Annotated in this window: 17 protein-coding genes and 5 pseudogenes; 10 read left to right on the top strand and 12 right to left on the bottom strand. The window is 62.9% G+C overall.

What is annotated here, in order from left to right; genetic code table 11:
* Nucleotides 1-139 precede the first annotated feature (139 nt).
* From purL to purD, 5 genes and pseudogenes are all read right to left on the bottom strand, one after another.
* Nucleotides 140-2,430, bottom strand: a pseudogene (gene purL / locus L0A91_RS15050) (phosphoribosylformylglycinamidine synthase subunit PurL).
* A complete protein-coding gene (gene purQ, locus L0A91_RS15055; RefSeq protein ID WP_235245157.1) occupies nucleotides 2,427-3,098 on the bottom strand; it encodes a phosphoribosylformylglycinamidine synthase subunit PurQ in 672 nt (223 codons plus the stop codon). Before purQ ends, purL begins: the two are co-directional and overlap by 4 nt.
* Nucleotides 3,095-3,373, bottom strand: coding sequence for a phosphoribosylformylglycinamidine synthase subunit PurS (purS, locus tag L0A91_RS15060; RefSeq protein ID WP_235245158.1), 279 nt, complete (start codon nucleotides 3,371-3,373; stop codon nucleotides 3,095-3,097). The genes purQ and purS overlap by 4 nt, the downstream gene beginning before the upstream one ends.
* Nucleotides 3,374-3,505: 132 nt before the next feature.
* Nucleotides 3,506-4,468 carry a phosphoribosylaminoimidazolesuccinocarboxamide synthase gene (locus L0A91_RS15065; RefSeq protein ID WP_235246650.1) on the bottom strand — a complete coding sequence of 321 codons (963 nt, stop codon included), beginning with the start codon at nucleotides 4,466-4,468 and terminating at the stop codon, nucleotides 3,506-3,508.
* Nucleotides 4,469-4,500: 32 nt separating this feature from the next.
* Nucleotides 4,501-5,791, bottom strand: a pseudogene (gene purD / locus L0A91_RS15070) (phosphoribosylamine--glycine ligase); the annotation flags it as partial.
* Between the two features lie 331 nt (nucleotides 5,792-6,122).
* On the opposite strand from purD, the gene L0A91_RS15075 reads away from it, so the two are divergent.
* The 4 genes from L0A91_RS15075 to L0A91_RS15085 all read left to right on the top strand — a co-directional run bounded on the left by L0A91_RS15075 (nucleotide 6,123) and on the right by L0A91_RS15085 (nucleotide 9,503).
* Nucleotides 6,123-6,797 (top strand): hypothetical protein, encoded by a 675-nt coding sequence (locus tag L0A91_RS15075; protein ID WP_235245159.1) that lies wholly within the window; start codon nucleotides 6,123-6,125, stop codon nucleotides 6,795-6,797.
* Between the two features lie 100 nt (nucleotides 6,798-6,897).
* The gene (locus L0A91_RS15080) at nucleotides 6,898-7,179 is read left to right on the top strand and encodes a response regulator transcription factor (RefSeq protein ID WP_235245160.1); all 282 of its coding nucleotides are present in this window, start codon (nucleotides 6,898-6,900) and stop codon (nucleotides 7,177-7,179) included.
* A gap of 76 nt (nucleotides 7,180-7,255) precedes the next feature.
* Entirely contained in the window at nucleotides 7,256-7,621 is a 366-nt protein-coding gene (locus L0A91_RS19265) for a hypothetical protein (RefSeq protein WP_311197862.1), read from the top strand.
* A complete protein-coding gene (locus L0A91_RS15085; protein WP_311197863.1) occupies nucleotides 7,602-9,503 on the top strand; it encodes a UvrD-helicase domain-containing protein in 1,902 nt (633 codons plus the stop codon). The genes L0A91_RS19265 and L0A91_RS15085 overlap by 20 nt, the downstream gene beginning before the upstream one ends.
* 29 nt (nucleotides 9,504-9,532) lie before the next feature.
* Here L0A91_RS15085 and L0A91_RS15090 read toward each other — a convergent pair whose 3' ends face one another.
* Nucleotides 9,533-9,922: a hypothetical protein gene (locus L0A91_RS15090; RefSeq protein WP_235245161.1), complete on the bottom strand. Its 390-nt coding sequence runs from the start codon at nucleotides 9,920-9,922 to the stop codon at nucleotides 9,533-9,535.
* On the opposite strand from L0A91_RS15090, the gene L0A91_RS15095 reads away from it, so the two are divergent.
* Nucleotides 9,903-10,091, top strand: a complete 189-nt coding sequence (locus L0A91_RS15095; protein ID WP_235245162.1) for a hypothetical protein — start codon at nucleotides 9,903-9,905, stop codon at nucleotides 10,089-10,091. The genes L0A91_RS15090 and L0A91_RS15095 overlap by 20 nt on opposite strands.
* Before the next feature lie 83 nt (nucleotides 10,092-10,174).
* Nucleotides 10,175-11,246, top strand: a pseudogene (locus L0A91_RS15100) (hypothetical protein); the annotation flags it as partial.
* Nucleotides 11,247-11,511: 265 nt separating this feature from the next.
* Here the strand turns inward: L0A91_RS15100 and L0A91_RS15105 are convergent.
* The 3 genes from L0A91_RS15105 to L0A91_RS15115 form a co-directional block, all read right to left on the bottom strand.
* Nucleotides 11,512-11,913, bottom strand: a complete 402-nt coding sequence (locus L0A91_RS15105; protein WP_235245163.1) for a hypothetical protein — start codon at nucleotides 11,911-11,913, stop codon at nucleotides 11,512-11,514.
* Nucleotides 11,914-12,007: 94 nt separating this feature from the next.
* A complete protein-coding gene (locus L0A91_RS15110; protein ID WP_235245164.1) occupies nucleotides 12,008-12,193 on the bottom strand; it encodes a hypothetical protein in 186 nt (61 codons plus the stop codon).
* 11 nt (nucleotides 12,194-12,204) lie between these two features.
* A complete protein-coding gene (locus tag L0A91_RS15115; protein ID WP_235245165.1) occupies nucleotides 12,205-12,417 on the bottom strand; it encodes a hypothetical protein in 213 nt (70 codons plus the stop codon).
* A gap of 123 nt (nucleotides 12,418-12,540) precedes the next feature.
* On the opposite strand from L0A91_RS15115, the pseudogene L0A91_RS19270 reads away from it, so the two are divergent.
* From L0A91_RS19270 to L0A91_RS15130, 4 genes and pseudogenes are all read left to right on the top strand, one after another.
* Nucleotides 12,541-12,930: pseudogene (locus tag L0A91_RS19270) on the top strand (lysophospholipid acyltransferase family protein); the annotation flags it as partial.
* Between the two features lie 14 nt (nucleotides 12,931-12,944).
* A complete protein-coding gene (locus tag L0A91_RS19275) occupies nucleotides 12,945-13,208 on the top strand; it encodes a hypothetical protein (RefSeq protein ID WP_311198182.1) in 264 nt (87 codons plus the stop codon).
* Nucleotides 13,209-13,299: 91 nt separating this feature from the next.
* A pseudogene (gene recR, locus L0A91_RS15125) lies at nucleotides 13,300-13,913 on the top strand (recombination mediator RecR).
* A 54-nt stretch (nucleotides 13,914-13,967) separates the two neighbouring features.
* Nucleotides 13,968-14,582 (top strand): DUF5063 domain-containing protein, encoded by a 615-nt coding sequence (locus L0A91_RS15130; protein WP_235245166.1) that lies wholly within the window; start codon nucleotides 13,968-13,970, stop codon nucleotides 14,580-14,582.
* 64 nt (nucleotides 14,583-14,646) lie between these two features.
* Here the strand turns inward: L0A91_RS15130 and L0A91_RS15135 are convergent, their stop codons facing one another.
* From L0A91_RS15135 to L0A91_RS15145, 3 genes are read right to left on the bottom strand one after another with little or no spacing between them, the layout of a single operon-like run.
* Nucleotides 14,647-15,021 carry a monovalent cation/H(+) antiporter subunit G gene (locus L0A91_RS15135; RefSeq protein ID WP_235245167.1) on the bottom strand — a complete coding sequence of 125 codons (375 nt, stop codon included), beginning with the start codon at nucleotides 15,019-15,021 and terminating at the stop codon, nucleotides 14,647-14,649.
* On the bottom strand, nucleotides 15,018-15,278 hold the full coding sequence (locus tag L0A91_RS15140) for a monovalent cation/H+ antiporter complex subunit F (RefSeq protein ID WP_235245168.1): 261 nt from the start codon (nucleotides 15,276-15,278) through the stop codon (nucleotides 15,018-15,020). The genes L0A91_RS15135 and L0A91_RS15140 overlap by 4 nt, the downstream gene beginning before the upstream one ends.
* Entirely contained in the window at nucleotides 15,275-15,625 is a 351-nt protein-coding gene (locus L0A91_RS15145; protein WP_235245169.1) for a Na+/H+ antiporter subunit E, read from the bottom strand. The genes L0A91_RS15140 and L0A91_RS15145 overlap by 4 nt, the downstream gene beginning before the upstream one ends.
* Nucleotides 15,626-15,695 lie beyond the last annotated feature (70 nt).

Here is a 15,695-nt window from a genome sequence, read left to right on the forward strand (position 1 = left end):
CACTTTTGCTGACCGGTGGGGATGGTCACTTCGCAGATGAAATGCACCCGGGCGGGGACCAAACAGCACAAAGTGAGGGGCTGCACACCAATCGGCGTGCAGCCCTCACTCATGCCCAGCGAACTAGTGGCTCAGCGAACTAGTGGCTCATCGCCGATTCAATGACTCCGGTGTGAGCCGAGCGCAGATCTTCGATAGCCAGCGTGAACTGACCTTCAACTTTGAGATGATCCCCGCCAGTTGTGCCGATCCGAGCAAAGGTTTGACCCTTGTCGCTCAGCACAGCCTCAAAGGCTTCAGCATCGCTGGCCGACACGCTCACGATGGCGCGCGCAGTCGATTCGCTCAACAGCGCGACAAAGGCATCGACTCCATCGCGTGAAGCCACCGACGACAAGTCAATGCTGGCGCCAACGCCGTGTCGCAGCAATGACTCCGCGAGCCCAGCGGCCAAACCGCCATCCGACAGGTCGTGTGCCGAGGTGATCAGGCCCTGATCGGTGGCAGCCAACACAGCACTGGCCAACGTCTGCTCTGCTGCGAGGTCGACGGTTGGAGGCAGGCCGCCGAGGTGACTGTGCGCTACCTCAGCCCATGCGGAGCCATCAAGCTCATCGCGGGTTTCGCCCAACAGATAAATCGCGTCCTGAGCATGAGCCCAGCCCGAGCGGTTGCGCTTGGCAACATCGTCGAGCACGCCAAGCACCGCCACAACCGGAGTGGGGTGGATCGCGATGTCCCCAGTCTGGTTGTAGAACGATACGTTTCCGCCGGTCACCGGGATACCCAAGACGGCGCAGCCATCGGCCAGGCCAGTCACAGCCTCAGAGAACTGCCACATCACGCCTGGGTCTTCGGGGGAGCCGAAGTTTAAGCAGTCAGAGACAGCCAGCGGTGCTGCACCGGCGACGGCTACATTGCGATAGGCCTCCGCCAACGCCAACTGTGAGCCTGCATACGGGTCCAGTTTGGTGAAGCGAGGGTTGCAGTCGGTCGACAGTGCCACCCCGCGACCAGTCTCTTCGTCAACGCGGACCACGCCAGCGTCATCGGGCATGGCCTGCGCCGTGTTGCCGCGCACATAACGGTCGTATTGATCCGTCACCCACGAGGCATCACACATATTCGGCGATGCGATGAGATCCAACACCGTGCGAGCGAGGTCGTCGCCTGTGCTGGGCCGGTTGAGGTGAGCCGTGCCGTCGGCCTGCAAATCATCCAGGTATGCCGGGCGCTCCAGCGGGCGCCGATAGACCGGGCCGTCGTGGGCCACCGAACGCGGCGGCACCTGCACCAGCAGGTCATCGCCCCAGTAGACCTCGAGGTTTTCGCCGTCGGTGACCTCGCCCAAGACGCTCGCTTCAACGTCCCACTTAGCCGCGATCGCCATAAAGGCATCGAGTTTGCCTGGCTCGACGACGGCCATCATCCGCTCTTGGCTCTCCGACATCAGGATTTCTTCGGGGAGAGCGACGAGTCACGCAGCGGCACGCGGTCGAGGTGAATCTGCATGCCGCCATCGCCGTTGCTGGCCAACTCGCTGGTCGCACAGCTCAAGCCAGCGCCACCGAGGTCTTGGATGCCAGCGACCACGTCGGCCGCATAGAGGTCGAGGCAGCACTCAATGAGCACCTTCTCGGCGAACGGGTCGCCAACCTGGACGGCAGGCCGCTTGGCCGGGCCAGTCGAGTCGAAAGTCTCGGACGCGAGGACCGAAACGCCGCCGATGCCATCGCCACCGGTCTTGGAGCCAAACAGGACGATGAGATTGCCCACGCCGGTCGCATTCGCCAGGTGGATGTCCTCGGTGCGCATTGACCCCACGCACAGAGCGTTGACCAGCGGGTTGCCCTGATAGCAGGAGTCAAAGTTGATCTCGCCGCCGATGTTGGGCAAGCCCAGTGAGTTGCCGTAGGTGCCAACGCCCGAGACGATCCCGGGCAAAACCCGTGCGGTGTCAGGGTGGTCCAAGGCGCCAAAACGCAGGGGGTCCATCACAGCCAACGGGCGTGCGCCCATGCTCATGATGTCGCGGACGATGCCACCGATGCCGGTTGCAGCGCCCTGATGGGGCTCGATATAGCTGGGGTGGTTGTGGCTTTCGATCTTGAAAGTCACGGCCCAACCATCGCCGATGTCAACGACGCCGGCGTTTTCGCCGATGCCGACGAGCAACTTCTCTTTCATCTCATCCGTGGTCTTGTCGCCAAACTGACGCAGGTGGACCTTGGAGGACTTGTAGGAGCAGTGCTCAGACCACATCACCGAATACATCGCCAACTCGGCGCTGGTCGGGCGGCGGTCCAGGATCTCGCGGATCTGCTGGTATTCGTCGCTCTTCAAGCCCAATTCGGCCCAGGGCTGCTCAGCCTGCGGGTCCTGGCTGGCGATATCGACGGTGTCGCACTTGTATGCGGGCAGATTGCTCATGCGGAAACCACCTGACGCAGCACGGACGTGAAGAATGGCAAGCCTTCGAGGCCAGGACCAAACCCAGGCTCGACGCAGTGTTCGGGGTGTGGCATCAAGCCGACGACGTTGCCGGCTTCATTGCTGATGCCCGCAATCTCGCGCCGGGAACCGTTGGGGTTGCCACCGAGATAGCGAGCCACGACACGGCCTTCGGCCTCAAGCATGTCCAGGGTGCGCTCGTCGGCCATGTAGCCGCCCTCGCCATTCTTCAGGACGATGGTGATCTCTTCGTCCTGGGCGAAGTCGCCAGTCCAGGCAGTGTCGACGCGTTCGATGCGCAACTTTTGGTCGCGGCAGATGAACTTCTGGTGGTCATTGCGCACCAAGGCTCCGGGCAGCAAGTGTGACTCGCACAAGACCTGGAAGCCGTTGCAGATGCCCAAAACAGGCAGGCCATCCTTGGCGGCCGGGATCAGGGCATCCATGACCGGCGCGAACCGGGCGATGGCTCCAGCGCGCAGATAGTCACCGTAGGAGAACCCGCCAGGCAGCACGACGGCGTCGACGCCCTGCAGGTCCGCAGTGCCGTGCCACAGATGCACAGCTTCACCACCGGCCAACTCAATGGCGCGAGCGGCGTCGTGATCGTCTAGCGACCCGGGGAAAGTGACGACACCGACCTTCACGAGGCGTCCTCCTGGGCATCAGCGGCGGCATCAGCATCGCGAACCGACACGACATCTTCGATGACGGGATTGCTCAGCAAGGTCTCGGCAGCCTCTCGGGCTGCAGCCAAGACCTCGTCGGTGACCTCGCCAGCCACCTCAAGGGTGAAGCGTTTGCCTTGGCGCACATCGGTGAACTGGCTCAAGTTGAGGCGCCGAAGTGCCCCCACCACCGCCTGGCCCTGGGGGTCCAGGATCTCTTGCTTGGGCATGACATCAACAACGACAGTTCCCATAGGGGTCCGCCACTCCTAGATTGAGGTGAGAAGTCAGATCTCATTCTATCCAGGAGCGGGGACACTCCTGACCGTCGTCACATGAGCCTCGTGCGTTGCCTTGCGAGTCTCAGTTGGATCGCCTGGAGGGCGTCACGAGGGTGGGTTAAACGGTGCTCCGGTGAGAGCCTCAAAGGCTTCTAGATAGCGCTCGCGGGTCAGCAGGACCACGTCCTCTGGAAGAGGTGGTGGTGGGCCGTCGTCAGCGCGATCCCAACCGCTGGCCTCGGTGCTGAGCCAATCCCGCAAGACCTGCTTGTCGTAGGAAGTCTGCGGCTGTCCCACTTGCCACTGGTCTGCTCGCCAAAAGCGCGAGGAGTCAGGGGTGAGCACTTCATCCGCGAGGATGAGTTGCACGTCGTCAGGATCCAAGGACGACCACTCGATCGGGTCGTCGATGTCGAGATCCAGGTCTGCTGGGTCAACGCCGAACTCGACCTTGGTGTCGGCAATCAAGATGCCTCGATCGCTGGCAATCTCGTTGGCGCGAGCCAAAATCGCGATGGTCAGATCACGGACACGGGCGGCCAACGGCTCGCCCAGCACCTCGCATACCTGATCGAAAGTCATCGGCTCGTCGTGCTCACCAGCTGGTGCCTTCGTCGATGGTGTGAAGATCGGGGTCTCCAGCCGAGATCCGTCCTGTAGGCCTGCGGGCAAGGGCACGCCGCTCACGGTGCCACTGGCCTGGTATTCCTTGAGCCCGCCGCCGGTCAGGTAAGCGCGGGCGATGCACTCGATAGGCAGCATAGACAGGCGTCGAACGTAGACCGCGCGGCCCGAAACGGCGTGGGGGACGTCGGTGGACAAAACATGGTCGGGAGCCAGGTCGCGTAGTTGCTCGTTCCACCAGAGAGACATCTGGGTGAGGATGGCGCCCTTGTCTGGAATCGGACTGTCAAGCACGAAGTCATAGGCCGAGATCCGGTCACTCGCCACGAGGAGCAGAGCCTTTTCATTGACGATGCCGGTGTTGGGGTCCAGCGGCGCGTAGAGGTCTCGGACCTTGCCCGAATAAATCGGCAGGTGGTGCGGCAGGCTGGTGTCGCGGTCGATGGCGGCCTGGGTGGTGTTGCTGACCGAGGCTGCGCCGGGGCCGAGATCTCGCCCCGGGCAGCGCTTGCGGCGATGTCGGTGCGGAATTGGCCACCGCTCATTGAGATCTTTGAAAGCCCTTCGTAGGCGCGCTCGCGGGCCTGACTCAGGTCAGCGCCCAGGCTGGTCACGGACAGCACGCGGCCTCCACTGGCGATGAGCTCTCCGGCGTCGTTCAGTGCCGTGCCGGCGTGCAAGACATCTGTGTGGTCGGGCTGTGCCGCTTCTTGCCAGCCAATGATGGTGGCACCGGTCTGCGGGTCAGCCGGATAGCCCTCGGCGGCGAGCACAACGGTGACTGAGGCGTCGTCGCGCCAGGTCAGCGGGGGCTCCTCGTCAAGTCGCCCCTGCGCGGCGGCGAGCAGGAGTGTGCCCAGTGGCGTCTGCAGGCGAGAGAGAACTGACTGGGTCTCCGGGTCGCCAAACCGGGCGTTGAACTCAATGACGCGCGGCCCCTGGGGCGTCAGCGCCAAGCCGACGTACAGCACACCGACGAACGGCATATCGCGACGGCGCATCTCGTCGATCGTGGGCTGGGCCACTCGGTCAAGGACGAGATCAACGAGGTCGGGCGTCACTTCTGCGAGCCAGGGCAGTGGGCTGTATGCGCCCATCCCGCCGGTGTTGGGGCCGGCGTCGCCATCGTGGAGGCGCTTGAAGTCTTGAGCGGGGGCTAGCGGCACGACGGTGCGGCCATCGGTGAGGCAAAGAGTGAGACCTCCGGGCCATCAAGGTATTCCTCAACGACGACGGTGCCGGATGGCTTTGAGAAGCAATCAGCTCCATGCGCCAGTGCTTGATTTTCGTCGTTAGTCACCACCACGCCTTTGCCGCCAGCTAGGCCATCGTCTTTGATCACGAAGGAGCGCCCGTGGCGTCCATGGCGTTGCCGAGCTCGTCTGCGTTGCCGCACACATAAGCGCGGGCGGTCGGCACCTCAGCCGAAGCCATGATCTCTTTGGCGAACGCCTTGCTGCCTTCGAGTTGAGCGGCTGCAGCCGAAGGGCCAAAGCACGCAAAGCCTGCTGCGCGGACCTGATCAGCGACCCCAGCAACGAGGGGTGCCTCGGGGCCGATCACCACGAGGTCGACGGCATGATCTCGAGCAGCGGCGATCACGGCACTGGAGTCGGTCACGTCCGAAACGCCAGGCAGGCAGGTTGCCGTGAGCGCCATCCCCGGATTGCCCGGTGCAGCGATCACCTCGGCTACTTCAGGGCTGCGCTGAAGCGCAGTCACGATCGCGTGTTCACGGGCGCCGGAGCCAATCACGAGGATCTTCACAGAGTGAAGCCTACAGAGAAGGTCGGACAGCAGGGGCGCGAGAGAAGAGGAGAAAGAATGGGTGTGGCCCTCCTGGGAGGCAGGGGGGCATTCCCCCAGGAGGGCCACAAGTGGAGCAGGGTCTGACGGTTCTAGGGGGGGTAAGAACCGTCGACACGCACATCCCCACATCAGCGCGAACGCCGATAGTTGAATATAAACACATATCTGGCGGATCGCCAAGAGGAATGGTGTCGGGATAGCGTCAATGACGCATTTCCGTCATTATTGAAGCAGGAGCAGGTTTGCTGAGACCTGTTGTGGGCATCATGGATAGCACCAGGGGACACAGATGAGTGGCGACGACGCAAATAACGATGGGACGTCTGGCGGGCGAGGCAACCAGCGCAGCGTTGCGCCAACTAACGACCTGCCATTGATGACCGAGTCGGAGTTTGAGGCCGAGGTGGCGCGCGCATACCTGGCGATGGTGCATATGGGGCAGCCCACGCGTGCGAAATTGGAAGGTGAGGGGATTGAGCCAAGCACCTTGCGCTACTTGACTCGGGTCCTCGAAGACCGAGGTTTTGTAACGCCGACCGGCCCAGATACGTGGGCAGTCAACCCTCCGGAACAGGCAATGTCGGCCTGGGCCAACAGCGTCGAGCGTCGAGCGCAGGAGTCTCGTGTTTTGGCGGCCTCATTGCAAGCGATGTGGGAGTCCGGCCGTGCGCCGACGATGTCTGGCGAGCATGGGGTCGTGTGGTTGGACACCGTCGCAGACGTCGCGCGTTCGATGCATGAGTTGGTCCGTAGCGCGACTCAACAGGTATGGGCCGTGCATGACACGTCGCCAGCTTCTTTAGCATTGTTTGACCTAGCACTCGAAGCGCCTGGGCCCTTGGCGGCTTCAGGGGTCAAGGTGCGGATGTTGGTTGATCGCGGGCTGCTTGAGCGTCCCGGCGTGCTCAATCTGCTGGAGCGACGGGTGGAGGAGGGTATGAAGTCAGGCTGGCGTCCAAGCTGATCTTCAGCGCCATTTCGGTCGATACCCGCGCGATGGTCGTTGACCTGACCGCTCATGACCCAGATTCTCCGGGCTCCTTTGAGATGCGCCGCCCACGCCGGTGGCCGCGGTTCGCAAGTGGGCCAAGGTCCTCTTTGAATACGGAACGCCGCTGAGCCCGGCCCTGGTCCCGGTCCGAGAGACTCGATCCCGCGGGCTGAGCCCCCGTGACCAGCGCATATTGAGCATGTTGGCGACCGGTCTCTCCGACCAAGTGATTGCCCGACACTGTGGTTGCTCCACCCGCACAGTGGAGCGTCGGGTCAGGTGGCTCTCGGACCGGCTTGGTGCCAGCTCTCGCTTTCAGGCCGGCGCCGAGGCCGTCCGCCGCGGTTGGTTGTGAGGCGAGTAAAGTAGTTCCTTGGCCCGATTCCGACCGTGACCTCGCAGGAGTCGGGCAATGAGAGAGGACTTCGTTTTTGAGTGCTGACCAGCAGGCCGAGCTTGCGGCAGAGATCGCGCACGAGCAGTCGCATGTTGACCGGGTTTATACCGAGTTGGCTAAGGCGGCGACCCGTGCTGATTTAGTGCATGCCGAAGGCATGGTGCAGGGGCAGACAGAGCGGGCGGGCACAGGTGATCCTCGCGAAGAGGAGATGGCTGGCCTCTTTCAACGCGATGCCCTTGTCTCACGGCTAACCGCCGCCGCGCCTCGCTGGAGCAGCAGCACGAGGGGCTGGTCTTTGGCCGCCTTGACCTCGATGCGACGGCTCGCGAGCAAGAACGTGGCGAAACCGGCGAGGTGCGCTACATCGGTCGGCTGGGGTGCGGGACGACGAGTATGAACCGCTCGTCATTGACTGGCGAGCGCCCGCAGCGTCGGCCTTCTATCGCGCCACGCCGGTTGAGCGGCACGGAGTGATTCGTCGCCGAGTGTTGCGCAGCCACGCACAGAGCGTGATCGGCATCGAGGACGACCTGATGGTCGCCGAAGCGCCCGACGACATGGTCGTGGTGGGTGACGGCGCTCTGATGGCCGCTCTGACGCGGAGCCGTGGACAGCGCATGCGCGACATCGTGGCCACGATCCAGCAGCACCAAGACGAGGCCATCCGGGCAGTGGCAAGAGGAGTCACCGAGATCACCGGTGGTCCAGGAACTGGCAAGACTGTCGTCGCGCTGCACCGTGCCGCATACCTGCTGTATTCAGAGCGCCGCCGTTTTGAGGCTGGCGGAGTCCTGGTTGTTGGTCCCTCGTCGGCCTACACCGCATACATTGAGCGTGTTTTGCCCTCGCTGGGCGAGGAAAGTGTCACGTTGCGCTCGCTGGGTGACGTCGTTGGGGGTATGACGGCAGTCCGCGTCGATTCCCCAGAGGCTGCGGCTATTAAGGGCTCTCTGCGGATGCGCCCGATTTTGGGTCGGCTGGTCAAAGAGCCAGTGCCCGATGCGCCGACGGTGTTGCGAGCGTTTATCGCCGGTCACGCGATCCGGTTGGACCCGCCACAGTTGGAGCGGGCACGCCGCCAGGTGCTGCGCAATCACCAACGCAACGTCAGCCCCGCTGCGGTCATCCGCGCCCTGGCCGAGATGGCGTGGAACCAGGTCAAGACGGGGGAGCGGCCGGAGTTCCTCGACAAGTTTGAGGACTCGCGCGATGTCGAGGCCTTCGTTAAGCAGTGGTGGAGGCCCGTTGATCCACGCGAAGTCTTGCTGTGGCTCTCTGAAGACGACAATGCCGTGCGGTTGGCCAGCCCCGAACTGACCCCGGCGGAGGCCATCACGCTCGCCCGCTCGATGCAGGTCGCCCTGCGCACCGGGCAGTGGTCGGTCGCAGACGTTGCGTTGATCGACGAGTTGCAGTCACGACTGGGCCAGATGGTCGAGATCGATAAGGAAGAGCGCGGCTTCTACGAGATCGAGGAGTTAGACGACGTTTCGCAGTATGGCGTCGCAGCAGTTCGCAGCGGTCGCTCCGGTCACGGCGGTAGTTCCGATGACGAGCCCACCTCGATGGAGCCAGAGGCAGAAGCCAACACCTCTGCTCGCGTCCCGCACGAACCGCGCGCCATGCTGATGAACGCCACGGTGACCCCGAGTGATTCTTATGCGCACGTGTTGGTCGATGAGGCGCAAGACCTGTCGCCGATGCAGTGGCGGATGCTGGCTCGGCGTGGCCGGGGCGCGTCATGGACGGTCGTCGGCGACGACGCTCAGTCTTCGTGGCCCGACCTGGCTGAATCGGCCGTAGCTCGGGAGGATGCGTTTGGCCCAGCCCGCAGGCAGAGCTTCCACATGACGACGAACTACCGCAATGCGCGAGAGATTTTCGACGTCGCACGCGATCTGATCTCGGCAGTGGTGCCCGATGCTGATATCCCTGAAGCGGTGCGCGAGACCGGTAACCACCCAGTTGACACGGCCGTTTCGGCAGCGGATCTGGCAGATGAGGTGCGCTCCGCCGTGCATACGTTGTTGGAGCAGGTCGATGGCGCCATCGCGTTGATTGCTCCCGCCAAGTGGTGGGATCTCGCGGTGCAGGTGTCAGATTCATTGGAGGCTCGTGTCGGCGTCGTCGATCCGCTGTCGTCAAAGGGACTTGAGTATGACGCCACCGTCGTCATCGATCCCGATCAGATTGTGTCGGAGTCACCAGGTGGTGCCCGGGTGCTCTACGTCGTTTTGACTCGTGCCGCGCACCGAATGTCGATTGTGCGTCCGGAATAGTCTTGGTATGTGCTGTCGCAGCCAGCTCGTCACTCGCTTGTCACCGGACGTCGCTCGACTGGCAACCCGCGTTGTTCAAGGTTGAGTGAAAAGCGATCGGCACGGGAGGCCTGGTCGCTGTAGAGCTCGGCGGCGAGGGAATCTGCTGAGGTGACGAATTCGCCATTCTTGAGGTAGATCACCAGGTGGCGCATTGCCTTCATATTTCCCCGAGGGGTCCGGGAGGTCTGGACTTCTACCCAGTCGACGTGCTCCCAGGGGATTCGTTTGGGGTGGGTGGAGGATGAGACCCGGATGCCCTTGTCGCTGACGACGACGCGTGGCCAGGCGAGCCGGGTGAGGGAGACAACGGCATACAGCGAGATGACTGTCACCGCCGTGGCAGCGCCCGGGAGGGGAATGCCGATCGCGATCGGCACGATGAAGACGCCGAAAAACAAAGTGGCGCTCACCATTGCCCCCGCGATCCATACCCTGATGCCGGCCTATGGTGGTGATTTTCTCCTGGGTCTTTGGGTAGTTCAGGCAACGGTCACAAGTCTGCACAACATCTGTCGTCGTCGTCGCCATGTCAGTGACGGCGGCTAGGGTCAAGGGTGAGTACCGCTTTGTATCGACGCTACCGGCCCGAGACGTTTGCCGACGTGATCGGTCAAGAGCATGTGACCGCGCCACTGATCCAGGCTCTGAAAACCGGCCGCGTTAATCATGCCTACCTCTTCAGCGGCCCGCGCGGTTGTGGCAAGACCACCAGCGCCCGAATCTTGGCGCGTTGCCTCAACTGCGAGCAAGGACCAACACCCACCCTGCGGGGTATGCGAGTCGTGCGTGGCATTGGCCCGCGGGGGTAGCGGGTCAATCGACGTTATCGAGATTGACGCAGCCAGCCATGGTGGTGTCGATGACGCGCGTGACCTGCGTGAGCGGGCAGCATTCGGTCCAGCTCAATCGCGTTACAAGGTTTACATCATTGACGAGGCGCACATGGTGACCTCACATGGGTTTAATGCCCTACTCAAGGTGGTCGAAGAGCCGCCAGAGCACGTGAAGTTCATCTTTGCCACCACGGAGCCGGAAAAGGTCCTGGCGACGATTCGATCGCGGACTCACCACTACCCCTTCCACCTGGTGCCACCGCAGCGGTTGACCACCTACCTCGAAGAGTTGTCTGAGGCCGAAGGCGTTTCGTTGGAGCCTGGGGTGCTTTCTTTCGTGACGCGTGCCGGCGGCGGGTCCGTGCGCGACTCGCTCTCTGTTTTGGATCAGTTGATTTCGGGCGCTGGGGACGAAGGCCTGACGTATGAGCGCACCGCTGCTCTGCTCGGCTTCACCGACACCGAGTTGCTCGATGCAGTTGTGGAGGCCGTTGCCGCCACCGATTCAGCCACCACGTTCGCCCAAATCGACCGGGTGATGGAGTCAGGCCACGATCCGCGCCGGTTCATTGAAGACTTGCTCGAGCGCTATCGCGACTTGATCGTGCTGCTGGCCGTTGGCGATCGTGCTGGTGGACTGCTGCCCGGCCTCCCGGCTGATCAGGTCGAACGGATGCGTCGTCAGGCAGGCAGTTATGGCCCGTCCGCGTTGACCCACAGCGCCGACGTCGTCAGTCGCGGTTTGGCTGAGATGACTGGTGCCGTGTCCTACCGTCTGGTGTTGGAGTTGACCTGCGCACGCTTGCTGCTGCCAACGGCAGCGGGGGAGCAGGGTATGCGGCACGCCTGGACCGCATTGAGCGTCGCCTGACTGCCGCAGGCCCAGCGCCCACGGAGGCACCGGAGCAGGCTCGACAGGACCGACCGGCAGTTGCCTCTGGCTCCCGGAGCATCCGGTTGCCGCTCAGCGATCAGCCAACCGGTCCACCGCGCCACCGACCAGTTCGGTCGCACCCCATTCGACACCGGCCACGTCGGCGCAGCCCACCACAGAACATGGGTCTGCAGGCCAGCGGCCCTCAACGCCGGACCAGCCTGCAGCTGAGCAGGAGCCGAGCCAGGCAGGCAGCGGGCTAGGCCGCGAAAACCAGGCGGGGCACCTCGATACGGGTGCTATTCGGCGCCAATGGGATGAGGTGCTCGACGCCGTCAAGAAGATTCGCCGTGTGACCTGGAGCTTCGTCTCGGTCAATGCCAAGGTGGTCGACTTTGACGGTGAGCGCATTCTGCTTGAAATCGCCACCCAGGGCATGGCTGACACCTTCCGGCGTGGCAACCACGCCGAAGTGACAAGGCAAGCGCTGATGGATGCGCTCGCCTTGGACGTCCGCGTTGAGGCCATGGTGAAGGGCGACCCCATGCCAGCCTCGCGGCAGCAGGCATCGACAACTCAGGCACCGCAGCCCTCGGCGCAACCACGTCCGCAAGAGGGCGGGGCCAGGCATCGCGACCGCAATCGTCCAATGAGCCGACACGGGAATCGAGCGGTCGACGTGGGTCAGACCTGCGCAGAGCAGCGGCTGAGCGAGATGCGGAGAAGGCGCCAGAATCCCCGAAGGCCGCTGAGCCTCAAGGCTCCAGAGCAGCGGCGACCAGCTCAGCGTGACGATGGGCCGCCACCGATGGAAGAGCCCTACTCAGATGAGCCTCAATGGAGGAGCCGCCGCCGTACGAGCCACCAGCCGACTGGCAGAGCACCGCGTCAAAGCCCGCGCCCACTTGGGCCAGCGAGCCGGAGGCAAACGCGTCGGCCAAGTCAACGTCGGCTAAGACAGCACAGGCCGAGCCAGCAACAACCGAGCCAGCACAGGCCGAGCCAGCGCGGGGCGAGCAGCCGGAGCCAAGAAGCCCAAGCTGGTCGGTGCAAAACTGCGCGGAGCCGACCTGCGCCGGGCGCGTAATCCCGAGCAGCCAGCCGAGCCGGTGGCAAAGGTCAGGACTCCGCCCAAACCACCTGCGGCAGCGCCGGGTTCAGACATGCCTAGCGACGATGATGAAGATCTCGACACGTCGAGTTCCTTGGGCAACCTGTCATTGAGAGCGTCCTCGGCGGTACGGTGATCGCTATCAACGACGACTCCGTCAGCTGAGGAAGGCTGCTAGTGCTCTATCGCATCTTGCACTTCACTGTTCGTCCGGCGGCCCTCGGGCTATGGCGGCCAGAGATCATTGGGACCGAGAATGTCCCCTCAAGTGGCCCAGTCATTCTGGCTAGCAATCACCTGTCGTTCGCCGACAGCGTCGCTATCCCGCTGACCGCTCCTCGACAGGTGGCCTTCTTGGCCAAGTCGGAGTACTTCACGGGCAAGGGTGTCAAAGGCTGGGTGAGTAAGACGTGGTTCACCTCAATCGGGTCTATCCCTGTTGAGCGCGACAGTGCTCGAGCAGCCCAGGAGTCATTGGATCTCGCGTTGGACCACCTTAAAGACGGTGGCGCCTTTGGTATCTATCCGGAAGGCACTCGTTCGCGCGACGGCCGACTCTATCGTTTCCGCACCGGAGTGGCTTGGCTCGCGCTGGAAGCAAAATGCCCAGTGGTGCCCGTGGCGTTGAGGGCACCGATCAACTGCAGCCAGTTGGCTCTGCTTTGCCCAAGGTCCGCAAGTTCACCGTTGAGTTTGGCAAGCCGATCAATGTCGCCGAGAAGTATGCGGGCGTCCCGGCTGGCAAGGCCCGCCGAGCGGTCACCGATGAGATTCAAAATGCGGTGCTGGCGATGACGGGGCAAGAGTTCGCCGACGACTACAACCAGCGCCCGCCGAGCGCCTAACGACACCGAGAGCGTCGGCTCTAGGGCTCATTAGTCAGGCCAGCGCGAGCCGCATTCGTTGCCAAGCCCACGCCCGGCATACAGTCAGAGTGTGTATGAAGGCGTGGTCCAAGACCTGATCGATGAGCTAGGGCGATTGCCCGGTGTCGGTCCCAAAGCGCGCAGCGAATCGCGTTCCACCTGCTCACCACCGACGGTGAAGACGTCGAGCGGTTGGCGCAAGCCTTGATGCAGATCAAGGACAAGGTGCAGTTTTGCGCCACCTGCGGCAATGTGGCGGAAGCCGAAGAATGCCGGATCTGTCTTGACCCACGACGCGACACTGCCCTCATCTGTGTGGTCGAGCAGTCGCAAGATGTCGCTGCCATTGAGCGGACGCGCGAGTTCCGCGGCCGCTATCACGTGCTGGGCGGCGCAATTAACCCGATCGGTGGGGTTGGGCCCGAAGACCTGCGGATCGCCGAGTTACTACGGCGGTTGGCCGATGGCTCGGTCACCGAGGTCATCATTGCCACCGACCCAAACCTTGAGGGCGAGGCGACTGCGACATACCTTTCGCGTCTGATGAAAGACATGGGGGTCAGCATCTCCAGGCTGGCCTCCGGGCTGCCCGTTGGTGGCGACCTGGAGTATGCCGACGAGGTCACCTTGGGCCGCGCCTTTGAGGGTCGCCGCCTGGTGCAGCGGGCTAGCCAACCAAGCTAAATTTCACCCGCCGCATCCCAGACAACTGATGGGTGAGCGGGTTAGAGTTCAAGCATGACGACGTCATCGCGAGCCCATGCTGAAGCGGCCCAGGACTACGACTACGAAGAGTTGGTGTCCATCGGCACTGAAGCGGCGGGGCAGGCCCGCACCTTCCTTGTGGCGCTTCGCGAAGTTGCCTTTGGCCAAGCGCCACAAGCAGCCTTGCCGCTGACCTTGTTGGCGGTTTCGCAGGTGCAATTAGCGGGTGCCAAATTGGGCGCCATGGTGGATGTCGTGCCGGCTGAGCAGTTTGAGCCTGACGATGGCCCTGACCCAGACCTCGATGCCATCAGAGAAGGCCTACAGACACTCTTTTCTGGTGTCGACGACTACTCCGAAGTGGCTGACCCGGTCTTAGCCGACGAAGTCGTGCAGGGGAGCCTAGCCAATGACCTCGCCAGTATCGCTCAGGACTTGGCTCATGGGTTGCGACACTGGGAGGCCGGGTCAAAGACCGAGGCTTTGTGGTGGTGGCAGTTCAGCTATCTGTCTAACTGGGGCGAGCGCTGCGCAGCCGCCCTGCGGGTCTTGCTCACGTTGTTGGCGCACGTGCGTCTAGACGTCGACGACGAGACCGCCATGGAAGCCGAGCTTGCCGCTCTGCACGCAGAGCCACAAGGCAACTAACTCAAACTCCTGCATCGTCGCCCCCAACCGAGTCCAGGAGGGCTCAACGGGGTCGGCTCTCAGGTCACGGAAGGTCTTGGTGCGTCCGCTCTGGACGATCAGCCAACTCGTTCGGTGAGGTGTCGGGGTCGATGGGCGCTCCAGAGCGATAGGTCGCACGGCCCAAAGTGTTTGATGCCACCGAGGACATGATCACGAATCCAGCGATGGCGACGATCGCCTTGAGCAAGATGATCACGTCGAAGCCATACTCGCTAAAGTCGTAGACATAGGCCGCCGCTACCAGCATGGGCAGGCCCAAACCCGTCGCAGGGCTCAGGACGTTGATCCGGCTAATGGCATCGTCGACGCGCAGCATCGCGATCGCGCTAATCAGGACGAACAGCGCGCCGCCGATGGCCAGGACGCCCACGATGGTGGTCACAATAATGTCGGTCATCGTCGTCCCCTTGTCAGGATGCGTGACAGTGCCACGGTTGCCAGAATGCCCAGCAGCGCTGAGATGGATGCCACGTCAAAGAGCACGGATGATTCCAGCAGGGCAGCAACCATGATGAAAATGCCGACCGCCGCGAAGTAGACCATGTCGCTCACAGCAGCAGCCGAGGCTTCGTCGGTGACGGTCAAGAGTCGGATGACGCCCAAGATGGCTGCGAGGCCCAGGAGCCCGACAGTGACCCACACAATGACGGTCATGATGCCGCCTCCTTTCGGGTGACTTTGAGCAGCCGACGCTCCATATCGCGCAAACCTTCCAGGACCTCTTCAGGGGTCTTGCCATACATCGAGTGCACGAACAAGGTGGCTGGCGCCGGGCCCGTGCTCGGCGCAATGCCGACGGTGATGGTGCCCGGCGTGATCGTGATTGACGATGCCATCGCGGTGATCTCAAAGTCGGTTGTGCACTGTAGCGGATACTCCACGATCATCGGCGTGGCACCTTTGCCGGAGGTCAGCGCATCTGCCCCTACGGTCAGCGCACCAGTAAAGACTTCCTTAGCCACCCACCCGGTGTAGATCAGGGCTTGAATTGGATAGATCATCCCAGCACCGCCTCAACGTAGGGCTGAAGTTCCGTCAGGGCAGTTGCCGCCCGCAGCATGTATGGCAGCA

Origin of the sequence: Ornithinimicrobium sp. INDO-MA30-4 (assembly GCF_021535045.1) — a bacterium.
GTDB lineage: Bacteria > Actinomycetota > Actinomycetes > Actinomycetales > Dermatophilaceae > Ornithinicoccus.

Excerpts from the sequence above, each read along its gene's own strand:
- purS (WP_235245158.1), bottom strand. The coding sequence starts at position 3,373 with ATGGGAACTGTCGTTGTTGATGTCATGCCCAAGCAAGAGATCCTGGAC.
- L0A91_RS15075 (WP_235245159.1), top strand. The coding sequence starts at position 6,123 with ATGAGTGGCGACGACGCAAATAACGATGGGACGTCTGGCGGGCGAGGC.
- L0A91_RS15095 (WP_235245162.1), top strand. The coding sequence starts at position 9,903 with ATGCCGATCGCGATCGGCACGATGAAGACGCCGAAAAACAAAGTGGCG.
- L0A91_RS15115 (WP_235245165.1), bottom strand. The coding sequence starts at position 12,417 with ATGTCTGAACCCGGCGCTGCCGCAGGTGGTTTGGGCGGAGTCCTGACC.
- L0A91_RS15130 (WP_235245166.1), top strand. The coding sequence starts at position 13,968 with ATGACGACGTCATCGCGAGCCCATGCTGAAGCGGCCCAGGACTACGAC.
- L0A91_RS15135 (WP_235245167.1), bottom strand. The coding sequence starts at position 15,021 with ATGACCGACATTATTGTGACCACCATCGTGGGCGTCCTGGCCATCGGC.
- L0A91_RS15140 (WP_235245168.1), bottom strand. The coding sequence starts at position 15,278 with ATGACCGTCATTGTGTGGGTCACTGTCGGGCTCCTGGGCCTCGCAGCC.
- L0A91_RS15145 (WP_235245169.1), bottom strand. The coding sequence starts at position 15,625 with ATGATCTATCCAATTCAAGCCCTGATCTACACCGGGTGGGTGGCTAAG.